Genomic DNA, 19,191 nt, shown 5'->3' with positions numbered 1-19,191 from the left:
TCCCTGCCTGGCTTGAGGACGAGGGTACGGCACACACCGGCAGGCCGGTCAGCGACGTTCCTGCCGCTGCTTGCAGTCGACGCACAGCGTCGCCCGGGGAAACGCCTGCATCCGGGCCTTTCCGATCGGATTGCCGCAGTTCTCGCAGAGGCCGTACGTCCCCGCGTCCAGCCGCTCCAGCGCGTGCTCCGTCTGCTGCAGCATTTCGCGGGCGTTGGCCGCCAGGGCGAGTTCGTGCTCCCGGGCGATGTTCTTGGTGCCGGTGTCCGCCTGGTCGTCGCCCGCGCCGTCGCCCGAGTCCCGCATCAGGCCCGTGATCGCCTCGCCCGCCGCCGCGATCTCGCCGCGCAGCCGCAGCACCTCGCTCTGCAGCTCGCTGCGCGCCTCGGCGACCTCGGCGGGCGTCCACGGCTCCTCCCCCGGCCGCACGGCGAGCACCCCCTCGGCCGTCCGGGCTCCCGGCACCTTCCGCGCAGCGTCCGTGCTCTTCTTCCCCGTCACCGTCCCGGCTCCCGTCTCCTCGGCAGGTGCACCAGTGTGTTCGGCCTTCGCGGCGGAGGCGGCCTTCTTCGCCGAAGCCGCGCCCTTGACCGCCGCGGACTTCTTCGCCGGCGCCGCCTTCCCGGCGGGGGCGACCTTGCCGGAATCGGCTTTCTTGACCGGAGCGGCCTTTTTGGCCGATGCAGCCGATGCAGCGGCCTTCTTCGCCGTGCCGGCGGCCTTGGCCGTGGCAGCGGACTTCTTCGCCGGAGCGGCCTTCTTGCCCGTGGCGGCCGTCTCGTCGCCCGAAGCGGCCTTCTTGCCCGACGAAGCGGCCTTCTTCACCGCGGCAGCGGACTCCTTCGCCGTGCCGACGGTCTTCTTGGCCGCAGCGGCAGCCTTCTTCGCCGGTGCGGCCTTCGCGGCCTTCTTCCCCGTGGCGGCGGACTTCCTGGCCTGCGGCGCAGCCGCCCCGGCGGCGCTCTTCCCGGCCGTGGCCGCGGACTTCTTCGCCATTGCCTTCCTGGCCTGCGGCGCAGCCGCCCTGGCACCCTTCTCCGCCACCATGGCCGCCGATCCCTTCACATTTTATGATCTTGCGCGTGAATCGTGCGGGAACGATAAATCGGCTCAGTCCACGCGGCAACGGGCCACGCCGGTCTCCTCCGTTGTGCCCCGCCCCCGGCCCTGTAACCGGATGCGGGCAGGGGGCCGGTAAATCCGGTCGGCCGCGGGGCGCTGCGCCCCGTACACTGGGCGCAGCGAAAGGCGTGGAAGGGACCAGTAGCGCCGCACGCAGCCACCAGCGATCCGGGGACGGTGCGAGCCCGGGGGCGTGCGCGGAGCGAAGATCAGCCCGGAGCCGCCGGAAGAACGCCCGTACGGGCCAGTAGAACCGGCATCGCGACCCCAATGAGGGGGCCGGGGGCCACGCGCCCACGGCCAAGGAGGGTGGTACCGCGGGAGCCGCAGCGTCTCTCGTCCCTCCGACGGACAGCGCACAACCGTCCCGCCGGAGGAAGCCGATGACGCAGTACCGCCAGGTACCCGCTCAGGTCGATCTGCCCGCCCTGGAGCACGCCGTGCTCGAGTTCTGGCACGAGCAGAAGATCTTCGACCGTACCCTCGCCCAGTCCGAGGGCCGCCCCGAGTGGGTGTTCTACGAGGGCCCGCCCACCGCCAACGGCATGCCCGGCGCGCACCACATCGAGGCCCGCGTCTTCAAGGACGTCTTCCCCCGCTTCCGCACCATGCAGGGTTACCACGTGGCCCGCAAGGCCGGCTGGGACTGCCACGGCCTGCCGGTCGAGCTCGCCGTGGAGAAGGAGCTCGGCTTCAGCGGCAAGCAGGACATCGAGAAGTACGGCATCGCCGAGTTCAACGCCAAGTGCCGCGAGTCCGTGACGCGCCACACCGACGCGTTCGCCGAGCTCACCACCCGCATGGGCTACTGGACGGACCTCGACGGCGCCTACCGGACGATGAACCCGGAGTACATCGAATCGGTCTGGTGGTCGCTGAAGGAGATCTTCGACAAGGGCCTGCTGGTCCAGGACCACCGGGTGGCCCCCTGGTGCCCCCGCTGCGGCACCGGCCTGTCGGACCACGAGCTGGCCCAGGGCTACGAGACGGTCGTCGACCCGTCCGTCTTCGTCCGCTTCCCGCTGACCTCCGGCCCGCTGGCCGGCGAGGCCGCGCTGCTGGTGTGGACGACCACCCCGTGGACCCTCGTCTCGAACACGGCCGCCGCCGCGCACCCGGACGTCACCTATGTGGTGGCCACGGACGGCACGGAGAAGCTCGTCGTCGCCGAGCCGCTGCTGGAGAAGGCCCTCGGCGAGGGCTGGACGGCGACCGGCCAGTCCTTCACCGGCCGCGAGATGGAGCGCTGGGCGTACCGCCGCCCGTTCGACCTGGTCGAGCTGGACGGCGCCAACTTCGTCGTCAACGCCGAGTACGTCACGACCGAGGACGGCACCGGTCTGGTCCACCAGGCCCCGGCCTTCGGTGAGGACGACCTCAAGACCTGCCGCGCCTACGGCCTCCCGGTCGTCAACCCGGTCCGCCCCGACGGCACCTTCGAGGAGAACCTCGGCCTTGTCGGCGGCACGTTCTTCAAGAAGGCCGACGAGACGCTCGTCGCCGACCTGGACGCCCGCGGCCTGCTCTTCAAGCACGTGGCCTACGAGCACAGCTACCCGCACTGCTGGCGCTGCCACACCGCGCTCCTCTACTACGCCCAGCCGTCCTGGTACATCCGCACGACGGCGGTGAAGGACCGGCTGCTCGAGGAGAACGAGAAGACCAACTGGTTCCCGGAGTCCGTCAAGCACGGCCGCTTCGGCGACTGGCTGAACAACAACATCGACTGGGCGCTCTCCCGCAACCGCTACTGGGGCACCCCGCTGCCCATCTGGCGCTGCGAGGAGGGCCACCTCACCTGCGTCGGCTCGCTGGCCGAGCTCACCGAGCTCACCGGCACCGACCAGAGCGGACTGGACCCGCACCGCCCGTACATCGACGACGTCACCTTCGGCTGCACCGCCGAGGGCTGCTCGCACACGGCCGTCCGGGTGCCCGAGGTCATCGACGCCTGGTACGACTCGGGTTCGATGCCCTTCGCGCAGTGGGGCTACCCGCACCGGAACAAGGAGCTGTTCGAGAGCCGCTACCCGGCGCAGTTCATCTCCGAGGCCATCGACCAGACGCGCGGCTGGTTCTACACCCTGATGGCCGTCGGCACGCTCGTCTTCGACAAGTCGTCGTACGAGAACGTGGTCTGCCTCGGTCACATCCTGGCCGAGGACGGCCGGAAGATGTCCAAGCACCTGGGCAACACCCTCCAGCCGATCCCGCTGATGGACCAGCACGGCGCCGACGCGGTCCGCTGGTTCATGGCCGCGGGCGGCTCCCCCTGGTCCGCGCGCCGCGTGGGCCACGGCACGATCCAGGAGGTCGTCCGCAAGACGCTCCTCACCTACTGGAACACGATCGCCTTCCAGGCCCTGTACGCCCGGACTTCCGGCTGGGCCCCGAGCGCCGCGGACCCGGCCCCGGCGGACCGCCCGCTGATCGACCGCTGGCTGCTCGGCGAGCTCAACACGCTGACCGACCAGGTCACCCAGGCCCTGGAGGCCTACGACACCCAGCGCGCGGGCAAGCTGCTGTCGTCCTTCGTGGACGACCTGTCCAACTGGTACGTGCGCCGCTGCCGCCGCCGCTTCTGGCAGGGTGACGCGGCCGCGCTGCGCACGCTGCACGAGGTCGTCGAGACGGTCACCCGGCTGATGGCCCCTCTGGTCCCGTTCATCACCGAGCGGGTCTGGCAGGACCTGGTCGTGCCGGTCGACCCGGAGGCCCCGGCCTCGGTGCACCTGGCCGACTGGCCGAAGGCCGACAGCACGCTCGTCGACCCGGAGCTGTCCCGGCAGATGCTGCTGGTCCGCCGCCTGGTCGAGCTGGGCCGCGCGACGCGTGCCGAGTCCGGCGTCAAGACCCGCCAGCCGCTGTCCCGCGCGCTGGTCGCGGCGGCCGGCTTCGAGACGCTGGGTGCCGAGCTGCGCGCCCAGATCGCGGAGGAGCTGAACGTCTCCTCGCTGGCGTCTCTTTCCGAGGTGGGAGGCTCGCTGGTCGACACCACGGCCAAGGCCAACTTCCGTGCGCTGGGCAAGCGGTTCGGCAAGGGCGTCCAGGCCGTGGCCAAGGCCGTCGCCGCCGCGGACGCCGCTGCACTGTCGCTCGCGCTGCGCGAGGGAACGGCCTCGGTCGAGGTCGACGGCGAGACCGTGACGCTCTCCCCCGACGAGGTCATCATCACCGAGACCCCGCGCGAGGGCTGGTCGGTGGCCTCCGACTCGGGCGCGACCGTGGCACTCGACCTGGAGATCACCCCGGAGCTGAAGCGGGCGGGCCTCGCGCGCGACGCGATCCGGCTCATCCAGGAGGCGCGCAAGAACAGCGGCCTGGACGTGGCGGACCGGATCGCCCTGCGATGGAGCTCCGCCGACGAGGAGGTCGTGACCGCCCTCGCCGACCACGCGACGCTCATCGCGGACGAGGTCCTGGCAACCGACTTCGCCTCCGGCGAGGCGGACGACTCTTACGGTGCGCCGTTCTCCGACGAGAGCCTCGGACTGACGTTCCGCCTCCGTAAGGCGTAGCCCGAAAGCTGACGCCCCCGGTGCCGAGCACCGGGGGCGTTCGCGTGTGCCGGGGCAACACAATGGGCGGGGCCCCTGGGAAATCCCAGGGGCCCCGCCCATATGTCAGCCGACTGCCGTCAGTTGTCGTCCTCGTCGATGAGGAACCCACGCATCGGCGAAGGCGCCTGCATCGGCTGCGGGCCCTGCGGCCGCACCGGTGCCATCGGCTGGGTCATCGCAGGCGACATCTGCTGCTGACCGCCGTACGACGGGGCACCCGTCGACGGACCGCCGTGGCCGCCCATGGACTGGTTGCCGCCCATGGAGTGACCGCCCATGCCCGCACCGGCCGAGGCCATCGACCCGCTCATCGAGGGGGCCGGCGGCAGCGACGCGGCTGCCGGGGTGCGCGGCGGGGCCAGCGAGTCGTCCGCCTGGTTCTCCAGCTGACGCAGCTGGCTCTCCAGGTAGGACTTCAGCCGGGTGCGGTACTCGCGCTCGAAGCCGCGCAGGTCCTCGACCTTGCGCTCCAGCGTGGCGCGGGCGGACTCCAGCGAGCCCATGGCCACCCGGTGCTTCTCCTGCGCGTCCCGCTCCAGGGCGTCCGCCTTGGCACGGGCGTCCCGCTCCAGACCCTCGGCACGGCTGCGCGCCTCGCCGACGATCTTGTTGGCCTCGGAACGGGCCTCCGCGATCGCCTGGTCGGCGGTCTGCTGCGCGAGCGAGAGGACGCGAGCCGCGCTGTCGCCACCCGGGCCCTGGCCCGGCTGCGGCAGCTGAGGACCACCCATGGGGCCGCCCTGGCCCATGGGGTTCTGACCCATCGGGCCGTTCTGACCCATCGGACCGTTCTGACCCATCGGGCCGTTCTGTCCCATGGGTCCGCCCATGGGGCCGCCCATCGGTCCGTTCTGGCCCATCGGGCCGGGACCGTGGGGGCCCTGCGGGCCGTGGCCGTGTCCGCCGGGGCCGGCCGGCAGCTGCGGGGCACCGCCCGGAAGCTGCGGCGGGCCGCCCATCTGCTGCTGGTTCGGCGGCACCGGCTGCGGTCCGGATATGGCGGCGGGCACCGGAGCGCCGGGGCGTTGGTCCTGCTGCTCGGGCTTGCGCATGTTCTGCTGCTGGTTCTGCGCGGCGGCCCGCGTGGCAGCGGCCAGCTTGGCGCGCAGGTCCTCGTTCTCCCGGAGCAGACGCGTCAGTTCGGCCTCGACCTCGTCGAGAAAGGCGTCGACCTCGTCCTCGTCATAGCCTTCTCGGAGACGGACGGTCGTGAACTGCTTGTTCCGCACGTCCTCGGGGCTCAGCGGCATCTCTTCTTCACCTCAACGTAGTCGTCGGCAATCGGCAAGACCGTATCGTTCACAGCCGCGTTCACAGCCGGCTCACGACGGTGATCAGGATGTAGACGATGATCATCAGTACGAAGAAGGACAGGTCGAGCGCCACGCCCCCGAGACGCAGCGGCGGGATGACCCGCCGCAGAAGCTTGAGTGGCGGGTCGGTGACAGTGTAGGTGGCCTCCAGGAGGACCACCATCGCCTTACCGGGTTGCCATGAGCGGGCGAACTGGAAGACGTAGTCCATCACCAGCCGGAAGATCAGCACGATCAGGAAGCAGTACAGCGCGATGTAGATCACCTGCTGTGCGATTCCCATCTCGCGCTTCCCTCTCCCCTTGCTCGTACTCGGCCTGACTGGCCGTTTGCCCGGATTGCCCGGTCTTGCGTCTCAGCTCTGGTTGAAGAACCCACCCTCTGCGATGCGGGCCTTGTCCTCCGCCGTGACATCGACGTTAGCAGGAGACAGCAGGAACACCTTCTGCGTCACCCGCTCGATGCTGCCGTGCAGTCCGAAGACCAGACCGGCCGCGAAGTCCACCAGTCGCTTCGCGTCGGTGTCGTCCATCTCCGTGAGATTCATGATCACCGGAGTACCTTCGCGGAAGTGTTCCCCGATGGTACGGGCCTCGTTGTAGGTCCGGGGGTGCAATGTCGTGATGCGGTAGGGCTCCCGCTCGGACACAACCTTGGGCATGATCACCGGTGCGTTCTTCTCCAGAGAGTGGCGTTCGGGTGTGATGGACGACACGGGGGCGATTCGGGCGGGTCGTCCCGTTTCCGCTACGAGCGGAGCCGGTTCGCGCTGGGCGGGCGGCTGGGCGACTCGGACCGGTTCGTCCGATTGCGCCTGTTGGGTTTGGTGGGGCTGGTGCTGCCGACGCCGGTCGGGCTCCGGCTCGGGCTCGAACTCGTCGTCGGGGTCGAACCCCGGGCCGTCGTACCCATCGTCCTCCACGAGGCCGAGGTAGACCGCCATCTTGCGCATCGCGCCGGCCATTCTCTGCGTCCTCCGCTCTGTGGTGGATCGGCTCCGTCAACGGGCCCGGATCCACGTGGTCCGCCCGCCGATTGACGGGAATGACCATATTTTCTGCTGTGGTCCGACTTCTTGGCGACGTTACCCGAGCCGGGGTCGGACTCCGAGTACCGCCGAGCCGACACGTACATGTGTCGCACCGGCCGCAACGGCCTCTTCGAGGTCCGCGCTCATCCCTGCTGACACCATGTTCGCAGCAGGATGGGCCGCGCGCAGGTCCGTTGCGATTTCCATCAGCCGCCCGAAGGCCGCCCCCGGCCGCCCCGCGAACGGCCCGGCAAGTGGAGCAACCGTCATCAGTCCGGCGGGTCGCAGCCCTTCGGCCGACGCGAGGGCCCCGGCCAGTTCGGCCACCCCGTCGGGGGCGACTCCGCCGCGCGAACCCCGCTCGCCCGACTCCGCGTCGAGCGCCACCTGGATCAGGCAGTCGAGCTCGCGGCCCGCGCCCACCGCCGCCGTCGAGAGCGCCGTCACCAGTCGGGTTCGGTCGACGGAGTGCACGACGTCGGCGTACCGGACCACCGAGCGCACTTTGTTTGTCTGCAATTGACCAACAAAATGCCAAGTCAGAGGCAGATCCGAACATTCCGCTGCCTTGGGGGCGGCGTCCTGGTCGCGGTTCTCGGCCACATGACGGACCCCCAGCTCCGCGAGGAGACGGATGTCACTCGCCGGGTAGGTCTTGGTGACCACGATGAGCGTCACCTCGTCCCGCTGCCGGCCGGCCGCGGCGCAGGCGGCGGCGATACGTTCCTCCACCCGGGCGAGGTTCCCGGCCAGTTGGGTTCTACGGTCCGTCACTGCTCAGTCCAGCCAGACGTAACTGGCGAGTCGCCCCGTCGTGCGCTCGCGTCGGTAGGAGAAGTGGTCCGCGGACTCCAGCGTGCACACGGGAGACGTCCCGCCGACCGTGACGCCCAGTCGGGCGAGCTGGGCGGCGACGCCCCGGGCCACGTCCACGGCCGGGGTGCCCTGCCGGGTGGTGGCCCGGGCCTCCGGGACCACCGCGGCGACCTCGTCGCGCATGGCCTCCGGCACCTCGTAGCAGAGTCCGCAGACCGAGGGGCCGAGGTGGGCGACGATCCGGGCCGGCTCGGCGCCGAGCCCGGTCATGGCCTCGACCACGGCCGGCACGACCCCGGCGACCAGGCCCGGGCGCCCGGCGTGCGCCGCGCCCGCGACCCCGGCGACCGGGTCCGCCAGCAGCACCGGGGTGCAGTCGGCGGTCAGCACCGCGAGGGCCAGTTCCCGACGGGCCGTCACCACCGCGTCGACGGCCGGGATCTCCCCGGTCCGCCAGGGCCCGTCCACCACGGCCACGTCGCGGCCGTGCACCTGGTTCATCCAGACGACCGCCGCCGGGTCGAGGCCGAGGGCCCCGGCCGCGCGCGCCCGGTTGGTCCGCACGGCCTCCGGGTCGTCGCCGACCGCGCCGCCGAGGTTGAGCTCCGCATACGGAGCGGCGCTCACTCCGCCCCACCTGTCGGTGAAGGCGAAGTGCGCGCCGCGTGCATGTGCCGTATGTGCTGCGGGGGGCACTGTGTGCTGCTGCCCTATCACGTGGGCCCGTTCACCCGTTCCTGGTCGCTTACTTGAGGAAGTCCGGAACGTCCAGTTCCTCGGCCGTCGAGTCCTGGTACGGGCGGGCCGTCGGGATGGGCGGCGCCGGCGGCGGGGGCACCTCGGCGACCGGGGACGGGTCCACCGGTCCGGGCTCCTCGGTGCGCGGGGTCACGCCGCCGAGGCCGCCGAAGGACGAACGGGCCGGCGTCTCCGGCGCGGTGGCCGGGCGGCCGGGGGCCGAGGTCGTGGAGGTGCTCTCCTCGCGGCCGGAACCGTAGGTGGAGCCGAGCACCTTGTCGCGGCTGCCCTTGGCCGGCGGCTGTCCGCCGTCGAAGCCGGCGGCGATGACCGTGACCCGGACCTCGTCGCCCAGGGCGTCGTCGATGACGGCACCGAAGATGATGTTGGCCTCGGGGTGGGCGGCCTCGCTGACCAGCTGCGCGGCCTCGTTGATCTCGAAGAGACCGAGGTCCGAGCCACCGGAGATGGAGAGCAGGACGCCGCGGGCGCCGTCGATGGACGCCTCCAGCAGCGGCGAGGAGATCGCCATCTCGGCCGCGGCCACCGCGCGGTCGTCGCCGCGGGCCGAGCCGATGCCCATGAGGGCCGAGCCGGCCTCGGACATCACGGACTTGACGTCGGCGAAGTCGAGGTTGATCAGACCCGGGGTGGTGATCAGGTCGGTGATGCCCTGGACGCCCGACAGCAGCACCTGGTCCGCGGACTTGAACGCGTCCAGCACGCTGACCTGGCGGTCCGAGATGGACAGCAGCCGGTCGTTGGGGATGACGATGAGGGTGTCGACCTCGTCGCGCAGCCCCGCGATGCCGTCCTCCGCCTGGTTGGCGCGGCGGCGGCCCTCGAAGGTGAACGGCCGGGTGACCACACCGATCGTCAGCGCGCCCAGCGAGCGGGCGATGTTGGCCACGACGGGCGCGCCGCCGGTGCCGGTGCCGCCGCCCTCGCCGGCCGTCACGAAGACCATGTCGGCCCCCTTGAGGACCTCCTCGATCTCCTCGCGGTGGTCCTCGGCGGCCTTGCGGCCGACGTCGGGGTTGGCGCCGGCGCCGAGGCCACGGGTGAGCTCACGGCCGACATCGAGTTTCACATCGGCGTCGCTCATCAGCAGGGCCTGTGCATCGGTGTTGATCGCGATGAACTCGACGCCCTTGAGACCGACCTCGATCATCCGGTTGATGGCGTTCACGCCACCGCCGCCGATACCGACGACCTTGATGACTGCGAGGTAGTTCTGCGGTGCTGCCACGTCGAAGGCCTCTCGCCTCGAGTTACGTATGCCTGGGGGCGGTTCTCAATGCCGACCCGAACCCTAACGTTGAAGTTTAGGGTTACCGGTGTCACTGTTCCCTGGGTTCTCTGAAGCAGGACACTAAGTCGACAAGGCGCGCGCGTTCAACGAACACGCCGAACCTCCCGTTTTTCTTTTCACCCTATGTGATCACCCATAGCCGTAGCCAGCCAGGGTGCTGGCCCGACGTACGCGGCGTCAACTCCCGGACACCGCGGGGGCGCTCGGAGCACTCACATCGAAGTGGTTCGCGCCCCTTGCGGCCTTGAGCAATGCCGTGAGCGTACGGGCTTTCGCGTCGCCCCGCTCGCTGCTGCCCCAGACCACAGTCCGGCCGCCTGTCAGTTCCAGGGTGATGGAGTCGTACGAACGTACGCGGACCGCGGTGGTGTCCTTGCGGACCTCGGGGGGCAGGTCGCCCATGACCTCGACGGCCTCGCGCTCGAGCCGGTCGGCGCCGAACCCGCGGGCGCCCGGCGTGTCCTGGGTGTCCATCAGCAGTCGCGTGGCGCCCTGCGGAGCTTGATCGACTGTGGCGAACCGCACGCCCATGGAGTCGATTTCAATGAACTTGCCGCCCTTTTCGAGGACTACTTGGGGCTGTCGCTCGGTCACTTTGAGACTGATTGCGTGCGGCCAGGACCGTTCGACGTCGACCGTCCGGATCCTGGGCAGCCCGTCGCGCAGCCGGTCCGCGATGGCGTCGGTGTCCACCGAGACCAGCGGCTCGCCGAGCGGCACCCGGGCGGCCGCCCGGACCTCGTCGGCCGTCAGCGCCTGTGTGCCCTCGACCTCCACCTGGCTGACGCGCAGCCAGGCGGCCCCGTACAGCGCCCAGACGGAGGCGGCGCCCGCCAGCACCGCGCCCGCCGCCCAGACGACGATCCTGCGGCGCCGGGAGAGCCGGGAGGGGCGGGGCCGGGGGATGCGGGGGCGGCCCTTGCGGGGCTTGCCGCCGGGCCGGGGCGGGCCGGACGCCCCCGGTTTCCGCGCTGACTTCGAAGACTTCTGCTTGTTGCTCTTCTCGCCACCGCGCCGGGCGGTCGTCGGTCCGGCCACGCTCCCAGCCTCCTGCCTCTACGGGCCGTCAGCCCGCTCTGTGTGCGGCAATCGCCTCGTACACCATGCCGACCAGCAGCTCGTCGGCGTCCCGGCGGCCGAACTCGGCGGCGGCGCGGGACATCTCGTACAGCCGGTGCGGATCGCCGAGCACCGGGAGCACCTGGCTCTGCACCCACTCGGGGGTCAGTTCCGCGTCGTCGACCAGCAGACCGCCGCCGGCCTTGACCAGCGGCTGGGCGTTGAGCCGCTGCTCGCCGTTTCCGATGGGCAGCGGAACGTAGGCCGCGGGGAGGCCGACGGCCGACAGCTCGGCGACGGTCATCGCGCCCGCGCGGCAGAGCATCATGTCGGCCGCGGCGTACGCAAGATCCATCCGGTCCAGATACGGTACCGGGACATAGGGGGGCATTCCAGGCATGTTGTCCACATGCGGCAGCTCATTCTTCGGGCCGACCGCGTGCAGCACCTGAATGCCGGAACGCTGGAGGAACGGCACGACCGCCTGGACGACCTCGTTCAGCCGGCGGGCGCCCTGCGAGCCGCCGGAGACCAGCAGCGTCGGCAGGTTGGGATCGAGCCCGAAGACCGCCCGGGCCTCGAAGCGCAGGGCCGCCCGGTCCAGCGTGGCGATGGAGCGGCGCAGCGGGATGCCGACGTAGCGGGCGTTGCGCAGCTTGCTGTCCGGGGTGCTCACCGCCACCGAGGCGGCGTAGCGCGAGCCGATCTTGTTGGCCAGGCCGGGGCGGGCGTTGGCCTCGTGGACGATGATGGGCACGCCGCGCCGCTTGGCGGCCAGGTAGCCCGGCAGCGCCACATAGCCGCCGAAGCCGACCACGCAGTCCGCCTTGGTGCGCTCCAGGATCTGCTCGGCGGCCTTGATGGTGCCGCGCAGCCGCCCGGGGACGGTGATCAGCTCGGGCGTGGGCTTGCGGGGCAGCGGCACGGCGGGGATCAGCCCCAGCTCGTAGCCCCGCTCGGGCACCAGGCGGGTCTCCAGGCCCCGCTCCGTGCCGAGCGCCGTGATCCCCACGGTCGGGTCCTGCCTGCGCAGGGCGTCCGCGAGGGCGAGCGCGGGCTCGATGTGGCCGGCGGTCCCCCCGCCGGCGAGTACGACATGCACCGAAATTCACCGCTCTCCGGACGGTCGCTTCTTGACGCGCCGTCTCATCGTCTTCCATCTCACCCCAGGCTGCCGCATGGCCAGTGCCGCCCGTGCACCGGGCTCGTCGCGCGCGAAGGCGATCAGCAGCCCGACGGCGAACATGGTCGGCAGCAGGGCGGACCCTCCGTAGGAGAACAGCGGGAGCGGGACACCGGCGATCGGCAGCAGGCCGAGCACCGCACCGATGTTGACCGTGGCCTGCGCCATGATCCAGGTCGTCACGCCTCCCGCGGCATACCTCACGAAGGGGTCCTCCGTGCGTCCGGCCACGCGGATACCCGCATAGCCTAGAGCCGCGAACAGGGCGAGTACCGACAGCGTCCCCGCCAGCCCCAGCTCCTCGCCGGTGATGGCGAAGATGAAGTCGGTGTGAGGTTCGGGGAGTTCACCCCATTTTTCCACACTTGCCCCGAGCCCGGCACCGAACCAGCCGCCGTTGGCCAGCGCGTAGATTCCGTGCACGGCCTGCCAGCACTGGTCGTTCGTCCCCGGATCGGTGGCACCGATGCAGGCGAGCCGGGACATCCGGTTGGCACTGGTCTTGATGAACAGTATGGCCAGCGCGGCGGTGACGCCGAAGACGGCGGTGAACAGCTTGGTCGGCGCCCCGGCCACCCACAGCAGGCCCAGCAGCACCGCGGTGAGCACGACCGTGGTCCCCATGTCGCCGCCCAGCATGATCAGGCCGAGCAGCAGGAAGGTGACGGGCACCAGCGGGACCAGCAGGTGCTTCCACTGCAGGAGCAGCCGCTTGACCTGCTTGCGGGCCAGCAGGTCCGCGCCCCACAGGACCAGCGCGAGCTTGGCGAACTCGCTCGGCTGGAGCTGGAAGGGCCCGCCCAGCGAGATCCAGTTGGTGTTGCCGTTGATGGTCTCGCCGATGCCGGGCACCTGCACCAGGCAGAGCAGGAAGACCGAGCCGGCCAGCAGCGGGTACGCCAGGGTGCGCAGCAGCCGGACGGGGGTGCGGGCGGCCGCGAGCAGCAGCACGGAGCCGATGGCGGCCGCGAGCAGCTGTTTGCGGAAGAAGTAGGAGGGCGCCAGGCCGGACTGCAGCGCCTTGATCTGGGAGGCGGAGTAGACCATCACCAGGCCGAGCACGAGGATCAGCAGGCTGCCGCCGAGGATCAGGTAGTAGGCGGTCAGCGGCCGGTCCCAGGCCTTCCTGGCGCGCAGGTAGAGCCCGCGCGGCCCGGAGGTGCCGCGGCGCGGCGGCCGGGGCGACCGGGCCGTCGCCCGTACGCGGGGCGGGCGGGCGGGCCGGGAGCCCGCGGAGGGCCCGCGCAGCGCCATCGGCCCGCCGAGGGCGCCGCCGGGCCACACGAAGTCGTCATGCATCCGGGTGTCCCCTCCGCAGTGTCCCGCACCGCCGGCCCGCGCCGCGGAACCCGGCGACTACTCGTCCGCTTCGCGGCCGGCGGCCAGGGCCAGGACGGCCTCGGCGAAGGCGTCGCCGCGCTTGTTGTAGTTGGCGAACATGTCCATCGAGGCACACGCCGGGGCCAGGAGGACGGTGTCCCCCGGCCGGGCGAGGCGTGCCGCCTCGCGGACCGCCGCGGCCATCGCCCCAGTGTCGGTCCGGTCGAGGTCGGTCACCGGCACATCCGGGGCGTGTCGCGCCAGGGCTTCCCCGATCAGACCGCGGTCGGCCCCGATGAGGACCGCTCCGCGCAGCCGCTTCGCCGACGATGCGACGAGCTCGTCGAAGGTGGCGCCCTTGGCGAGGCCGCCCGCGATCCACACGATCGAGCCGTACGCGGCCAGCGAGGCCTCGGCGGCGTGGGTGTTGGTGGCCTTGGAGTCGTCCACGTAGGCCACGCCGTCCACGTCGGCGACGTGGGCGATGCGGTGGGCGTCCGGCCGGAAGGCGCGCAGCCCCGCCCGGACGGCCGCGGGCTCCACGCCGAAGGCACGGGCGAGGGCGGCGGCCGCGAGGGCGTTGGCGATGTTGTGCGGGGCGGCGGGCTGCCCCGAGGACGGCGCGATGTCGGCGACCTCGGCCAGCTCCTGGGCGCTGGTGCGCCGGTCGGCCACGAAGGCCCGGTCCACCAGGATGCCGTCGACGACGCCCAGCTCGGACAGGCCGGGCGGGCCGAGGGTGAAGCCGATGGCGCGGCAGCCCTCCTCGACGTCGGCCTGCTGGACGAGCCGCTCGGTGGCGGGGTCGGCGGTGTTGTACACGCAGGCGACCTTGTTGCCCTCGTAGATACGGCCCTTGTCGGCGGCGTAGGCGGCCATCGAGCCGTGCCAGTCGAGGTGGTCCGGCGCCAGGTTGAGCACGGCGGCGGAGTGCGGGCGCAGCGAGGGCGCCCAGTGCAGCTGGTAGCTGGAGAGCTCCACGGCGAGGACGTCGTACGGCTCCTGGGAGAGCACGACGTCGATGATCGGGGTGCCGATGTTGCCGACGGCGGCGGTGCGCAGCCCGGCGGCCTCCAGGATGGAGGCGAGCATCTGGACGGTGGTGGTCTTGCCGTTGGTGCCGGTGACGGCGAGCCAGGGGGCGGCTGTTTCCTGGGGCTCCCCGCGCAGCTGCCAGGCGATCTCCACGTCGCCCACCACGTCGACGCCCGCCTGCGCGGCGGCCGCGAAGAGCGGGCTGTCGGGCTTCCAGCCGGGCGAGGTGACGACCAGGTCGGTGCCCTCGGGCAGGGTCGTCGCGTCGCCGAGGCGGACGGTGATGTCGCCGGCCGCCAGGGAGGCGGCCCGGTCGCGCAGCACCTCGTTGTCGCCGCCGTCGACGACGGTGACCCGGGCGCCGAGGCCGGCCAGGGCGCGGGCGGCGCTGATGCCGCTCACGCCGAGGCCGGCGACGGTGATGTGCTTACCGCTCCATGAGGAGGTCACTTGATGGCCAGCCATCCCGCGTAGAAGATTCCGAGGCCGACGGCCACGCACAGGCCCTGGATGATCCAGAACCGGACCACCACCAGGACCTCGCTCCACCCCTTGAGTTCGAAGTGGTGCTGGAGCGGGGCCATCCGGAAGACGCGCTTCCCGGTGAGCCGGAACGAGCCGACCTGGATGATCACGGACATGGTGATCAGTACGAACAGGCCGCCGAGGAGGGCGAGCAGCAGCTCGGTGCGGGAGCAGATCGCCAGGCCCGCGAGCGCGCCGCCGAGGGCGAGCGAGCCGGTGTCGCCCATGAAGATCTTGGCGGGCGAGGTGTTCCACCACAGGAAGCCGAAGCAGGAGCCCATCAGCGCGGAGGCGACGACGGCGAGGTCGAGCGGGTCGCGCACCTCGTAGCAGGCGGCGCCGGCGGTGAGCGCGTTGCCGCACCACTGGCCGTGCTGCCAGGTGCCGATGAAGACGTACGCGCCGAAGACCATCACGGAGGCGCCGGTGGCGAGGCCGTCGAGGCCGTCGGTGAGGTTCACGCCGTTCGACATCGCGAGGATCATGAACAGCGCCCAGACCACGAACAGCACCGGGCCGATCGACCAGCCGAAGTCCGTGGTGAAGGAGAGCCGGGTGGAGGCCGGCGTCTGGCCCCGGACGTCGGCGAACTGCAGCGCGAGGACGGCGAAGGCGATGCCGACGATCAGCTGGCCGGCCATCTTCGCCTTGGCGCGCAGGCCCAGGCTCCGCTGCTTGACGATCTTGATGTAGTCGTCGAGGAAGCCGACCAGGCCCATGCCGGCGGTCAGGAAGAGCACCAGCAGACCCGAGGTGGTCGGCTCCTTGCTGGTGATCACCTTGGTGATCGCATAGGCGATCAGCGTGGCCAGGATGAAGGCGATGCCACCCATGGTGGGCGTGCCCTTCTTCCCGGCGTGGCCGCGCGGGCCGTCGTCACGGATGAACTGGCCGTAGCCCTTGCGGGCCAGGAACTTGATCAGCAGCGGGGTGCCAATGAGGGTCAGGACCAGACCGATGACACCCGCGAAGAGGATCTGGTTCATCAGCCGGCGACCTCACCGTCGACCGCGAGCAGCTGCTCGGCCACCCGCTCCAGCCCCACCGAACGGGACGCCTTCACCAGTACGACGTCTCCCGGGCGCAGCTCACTGCGCAACAGGTCGACCGCCGCCTGCGCGTCGGACACGTGCACCGACTCCTCACCCCACGAACCCTCGTTGTAGGCGCCCATCTGCAGCCAGGCCGCTTCCCGGTCACCGACTGCCACGAGCTTGCTGACGTTGAGCCGGACGGCGAGCCGCCCGACCGCGTCGTGCTCGGCGAGTGACTCCTCGCCGAGCTCGGCCATCCGGCCGAGCACCGCCCACGTCCGTCCCCCCTGTGCCCGTGAGGCCTCGCCCATGGCGGCGAGCGCGCGCAGTGCGGCTCTCATGGACTCGGGGTTCGCGTTGTAGGCGTCGTTGACGACCGTCACGCCGTCCGCCCGCTCGGTGACCTCCATGCGCCAGCGCGAGAGCTGGCCCGCGCCGGAGAGCGCACTGGCGATGTCCTGCGCGGGCATGCCCAGCTCATGGGCGACGGCGGCCGCGGCGAGCGCGTTCGACACGTGGTGCTCACCGTACAGCTGCATGGTCACTTCGCCGCACCCGGTGGGTGTGTGAAGCGTGAACGCGGGCCGTCCCATGGCGTCGAGACGGACGTCCACCGCACGGACGTCCGCGTCGGCGGCCTCGCCGAACAGGACCGTCCGGGCCTTCGTGCGGCTGCTCATCGCCCGGACGAGCGGGTCGTCGGCGTTGAGCACGGCGACGCCGTCGTCCGGCAGCGCCTCCACCAGCTCGCCCTTGGCCACGGCGATCTGCTCGCGGCCGCCGAACTCGCCGACGTGGGCGGTGCCGACGTTGAGGACGACGCCGATGCGCGGCGGGGTGAGCTCCGCGAGGTAGCGGATGTGGCCGATGCCGCGGGCGCCCATCTCCAGGACGAGGTGCCTGGTCCCGGCGTCGGCACGCAGCGCGGTCAGCGGCAGGCCGATCTCGTTGTTCAGCGAGCCGGGCGTCCACACGGTCGGGCCGAGGCCCTGCAGGAGCTGGGCGATCAGGTCCTTGGTGCTGGTCTTGCCGGCCGAGCCGGTCAGGCCGACCACGGTGGTGCCCAGCTTCGCCACCACGGCGCGGGCCAGGGCGCCGAGGGCGGCCACGACGTCGTCGACGACGACGGCGGGCACGCCGACGGGCCGGGAGGCCAGCACGGCCACCGCGCCCGCGGCGACCGCGCGTTCGGCGTAGTCGTGGCCGTCGACGTTGTCCCCGGGCAGCGCGGCGAACAGGCTGCCGGGCCGCACCTCACGGGAGTCGATGACGACGGGGCCGGTGACGGCGCGTGCCGGGTCCGGTATGTCGTACTGCTGCCCGCCCGTGACGGCGGCGATCTCGGCGAGGGACAGCTCGATCACCGGTCCTCGCCTCCAGCCGTTCTGGAGAGCTTCCGGGGGGAGGTGTGTGCGCACATGGCGGTCTGTCATCCCTGGTCGTTCCGGTGCTTGGCCACCGCGCTCGGCTGCGCGGCCTCGATGGCCTCGCGCAGCACCCGGCGGTCGTCGAAGGGGCGTACCACTCCGGCGATGTCCTGTCCCTGTTCATGGCCCTTGCCCAGGACCAGGACGATGTCGCCGGGTTCGGCTCGGGCGACGGCGGCGGCGACGGCGACGGCACGGTCCTCGAGCACGAGGACGGTGCCGCGCTCGGCGGCCGGCACCTCGGCGGCGCCCGTGAGCATGGCGGCGAGGATCGCGAGGGGATCCTCGGAGCGGGGGTTGTCGGAGGTAAGCACGGCCGTGTCGGCGTAGCGGGCCACCGCGGCGCCCATGGGGGCGCGCTTGGTGCGGTCCCGGTCGCCGCCGCAGCCCAGGACGGCGTGGATGCGGCCGACGCCGGGCGTGCGCAGCGCGCGGAGAACCGATTCGACGGCGTCCGTCTTGTGCGCGTAGTCGACGACCGCCAGGTACGGCTGGCCCGCGTCGACGCGCTCCAGACGGCCCGGGACGCCGGGCACGGCGGCGACGCCGTCGGCGGCGGCCTGCGGCTCCAGGCCGGCGGCGACGAGCGCGACGATCGCGGCGAGCGCGTTGGCGACGTTGAACGGGCCGGCCAGCGGGGACTTCGCCCGGACGGTCACGCCGTCGGGGCCCTGCACGGTGAAGGCGGAGTCGAACGGGCCGATCTCGACGTCGACGGCGCGCCAGTCGGCCTCGGGGCGGCCCTCGGCGGAGAAGGTGACGACCGGCACCTCGGACTCGCCCCCGGCGAGACGGCGCCCGTACTCGTCGTCGAGGTTGACCACGCCGAGGCGGCTGCGCTCCTTGGTGAACAGCTCGGCCTTGGCGGCGAAGTAGTCCTCCATGCCCGTGTGGAACTCCATGTGCTCCGGGCTGAGGTTGTTGAAGACCGCCACGTCGAAGGTGCAGCCGTCGACGCGGCCGAGCCGCAGGGCGTGGCTGGAGACCTCCATGGCGACCGAGCGGACGCCGCGCTCGCGCATGACCGCGAAGAGCGCCTGCAGGTCCGTGGCCTCGGGGGTGGTGCGCTCCGATTTCAGGCGCTCGTCGCCGATGCGGGACTCGACGGTGCCGATCAGGCCCGTCAAGCCGCCTGCGGCCTTCAGACCGCCCTCGATGAGGTAGGCGGTGGTGGTCTTGCCGGAGGTGCCGGTGATGCCGATCTGCAGCAGGTCGCGGCCCGGCTCGCCGTAGACCGTCGCCGCGAGGGCACCCATCCGGCCGCGCGGGTCCTCCACGGCGAGCACCGGCAGACCGGTGGCGGCGGCGCGCTCGGCGCCGGCCGGGTCGGTCAGGATCGCCGCGGCGCCGAGGCCGGCGGCCTGGGCGGCGAAGTCGGCGCCGTGGAAGCGGGCGCCGGGCAGGGCGGCGTAGACGTCACCGGGGCGCACGGCCCGCGAGTTGTGGGTGATCCCGGTGACGGCCGTCGCGGCGGCGTCCCGGGGAGCGGTGATGCCCAGCTGACCGGCGAGCTCCGTGAGCGGCACGGGGCGGACCTGGGTGGGGCGCGGCGCTCCCGGGGTGGCCGGGGCGGCGTCCTCGGGGGTGGTGTTGCGGTACTGATCAGCGTGGGGCACGGCGGTGAGCGTACCGGGCGCACCCGCTCCGCCGCGAAGCGAGGGGCACGCCGGGGCGTGGTTCCCGGGGGCGGACGTGATCGTCGTCACGGCGGACCCGG

15 protein-coding genes are annotated in these 19,191 nt (G+C 71.7%); 1 reads left to right on the top strand and 14 read right to left on the bottom strand.

Annotated features, from left to right (window positions below; genetic code table 11):
* Window positions 1-48: 48 nt before the first annotated feature.
* Window positions 49-1,047: a TraR/DksA family transcriptional regulator gene (locus tag ACMATS_RS28405; protein ID WP_414169515.1), complete on the bottom strand. Its 999-nt coding sequence runs from the start codon at window positions 1,045-1,047 to the stop codon at window positions 49-51.
* A 458-nt stretch (window positions 1,048-1,505) separates the two neighbouring features.
* Between ACMATS_RS28405 and ileS the strand changes: the two genes are divergently transcribed.
* Window positions 1,506-4,640, top strand: a complete 3,135-nt coding sequence (gene ileS, locus ACMATS_RS28400; RefSeq protein WP_414169514.1) for an isoleucine--tRNA ligase — start codon at window positions 1,506-1,508, stop codon at window positions 4,638-4,640.
* A gap of 119 nt (window positions 4,641-4,759) precedes the next feature.
* On the opposite strand, the gene ACMATS_RS28395 is transcribed toward ileS, so the two are convergent.
* The 13 genes from ACMATS_RS28395 to ACMATS_RS28335 all read right to left on the bottom strand — a co-directional run bounded on the left by ACMATS_RS28395 (window position 4,760) and on the right by ACMATS_RS28335 (window position 19,180).
* Entirely contained in the window at window positions 4,760-5,932 is a 1,173-nt protein-coding gene (locus tag ACMATS_RS28395; RefSeq protein WP_390777594.1) for a DivIVA domain-containing protein, read from the bottom strand.
* A gap of 61 nt (window positions 5,933-5,993) precedes the next feature.
* A complete protein-coding gene (locus ACMATS_RS28390; RefSeq protein WP_086567466.1) occupies window positions 5,994-6,278 on the bottom strand; it encodes a YggT family protein in 285 nt (94 codons plus the stop codon).
* A 72-nt stretch (window positions 6,279-6,350) separates the two neighbouring features.
* Complete coding sequence (locus ACMATS_RS28385; RefSeq protein ID WP_336412554.1) at window positions 6,351-6,959, bottom strand: cell division protein SepF; 609 nt, start codon at window positions 6,957-6,959, stop codon at window positions 6,351-6,353.
* Between the two features lie 120 nt (window positions 6,960-7,079).
* Entirely contained in the window at window positions 7,080-7,799 is a 720-nt protein-coding gene (locus tag ACMATS_RS28380; protein ID WP_414169513.1) for a YggS family pyridoxal phosphate-dependent enzyme, read from the bottom strand.
* A 3-nt stretch (window positions 7,800-7,802) separates the two neighbouring features.
* Window positions 7,803-8,558, bottom strand: a complete 756-nt coding sequence (gene pgeF, locus ACMATS_RS28375; RefSeq protein WP_390777596.1) for a peptidoglycan editing factor PgeF — start codon at window positions 8,556-8,558, stop codon at window positions 7,803-7,805.
* Window positions 8,559-8,586: 28 nt separating this feature from the next.
* Window positions 8,587-9,828, bottom strand: coding sequence for a cell division protein FtsZ (gene ftsZ, locus ACMATS_RS28370; protein WP_390777597.1), 1,242 nt, complete (start codon window positions 9,826-9,828; stop codon window positions 8,587-8,589).
* A 240-nt stretch (window positions 9,829-10,068) separates the two neighbouring features.
* On the bottom strand, window positions 10,069-10,929 hold the full coding sequence (locus ACMATS_RS28365; RefSeq protein ID WP_390777598.1) for a cell division protein FtsQ/DivIB: 861 nt from the start codon (window positions 10,927-10,929) through the stop codon (window positions 10,069-10,071).
* 28 nt (window positions 10,930-10,957) lie between these two features.
* Window positions 10,958-12,052, bottom strand: a complete 1,095-nt coding sequence (gene murG, locus ACMATS_RS28360) for an undecaprenyldiphospho-muramoylpentapeptide beta-N-acetylglucosaminyltransferase (RefSeq protein ID WP_414169512.1) — start codon at window positions 12,050-12,052, stop codon at window positions 10,958-10,960.
* 6 nt (window positions 12,053-12,058) lie between these two features.
* Window positions 12,059-13,387, bottom strand: a complete 1,329-nt coding sequence (gene ftsW / locus ACMATS_RS28355) for a putative lipid II flippase FtsW (protein ID WP_390777957.1) — start codon at window positions 13,385-13,387, stop codon at window positions 12,059-12,061.
* Window positions 13,388-13,489: 102 nt separating this feature from the next.
* Window positions 13,490-14,953, bottom strand: a complete 1,464-nt coding sequence (gene murD / locus ACMATS_RS28350) for a UDP-N-acetylmuramoyl-L-alanine--D-glutamate ligase (RefSeq protein WP_414169511.1) — start codon at window positions 14,951-14,953, stop codon at window positions 13,490-13,492.
* The gene (gene mraY / locus ACMATS_RS28345; RefSeq protein WP_336412561.1) at window positions 14,935-15,999 is read right to left on the bottom strand and encodes a phospho-N-acetylmuramoyl-pentapeptide-transferase; all 1,065 of its coding nucleotides are present in this window, start codon (window positions 15,997-15,999) and stop codon (window positions 14,935-14,937) included. Before mraY ends, murD begins: the two co-directional genes overlap by 19 nt.
* Entirely contained in the window at window positions 15,999-17,411 is a 1,413-nt protein-coding gene (locus ACMATS_RS28340) for a UDP-N-acetylmuramoyl-tripeptide--D-alanyl-D-alanine ligase (protein WP_414169510.1), read from the bottom strand. Before ACMATS_RS28340 ends, mraY begins: the two co-directional genes overlap by 1 nt.
* Before the next feature lie 65 nt (window positions 17,412-17,476).
* A complete protein-coding gene (locus tag ACMATS_RS28335; RefSeq protein ID WP_414169509.1) occupies window positions 17,477-19,180 on the bottom strand; it encodes a UDP-N-acetylmuramoyl-L-alanyl-D-glutamate--2,6-diaminopimelate ligase in 1,704 nt (567 codons plus the stop codon).
* Between the last annotated feature and the right edge of the window lie 11 nt (window positions 19,181-19,191).

It is taken from the genome of Streptoverticillium reticulum (genome assembly GCF_047456005.1).
GTDB classification, from domain to species: Bacteria; Actinomycetota; Actinomycetes; order Streptomycetales; family Streptomycetaceae; genus Streptomyces; species Streptomyces reticulum.
This window is presented reverse-complemented; position numbering and strand designations above follow the sequence as displayed.

Bases quoted from the DNA above. Each gene is read 5' to 3' on its own strand.
- ACMATS_RS28405 (WP_414169515.1), bottom strand. From the start codon at position 1,047: ATGGTGGCGGAGAAGGGTGCCAGGGCGGCTGCGCCGCAGGCCAGGAAG.
- ileS (WP_414169514.1), top strand. From the start codon at position 1,506: ATGACGCAGTACCGCCAGGTACCCGCTCAGGTCGATCTGCCCGCCCTG.
- ACMATS_RS28395 (WP_390777594.1), bottom strand. From the start codon at position 5,932: ATGCCGCTGAGCCCCGAGGACGTGCGGAACAAGCAGTTCACGACCGTC.
- ACMATS_RS28390 (WP_086567466.1), bottom strand. From the start codon at position 6,278: ATGGGAATCGCACAGCAGGTGATCTACATCGCGCTGTACTGCTTCCTG.
- ACMATS_RS28385 (WP_336412554.1), bottom strand. From the start codon at position 6,959: ATGGCCGGCGCGATGCGCAAGATGGCGGTCTACCTCGGCCTCGTGGAG.
- ftsW (WP_390777957.1), bottom strand. From the start codon at position 13,387: ATGGCGCTGCGCGGGCCCTCCGCGGGCTCCCGGCCCGCCCGCCCGCCC.
- murD (WP_414169511.1), bottom strand. From the start codon at position 14,953: ATGGCTGGCCATCAAGTGACCTCCTCATGGAGCGGTAAGCACATCACC.
- mraY (WP_336412561.1), bottom strand. From the start codon at position 15,999: ATGAACCAGATCCTCTTCGCGGGTGTCATCGGTCTGGTCCTGACCCTC.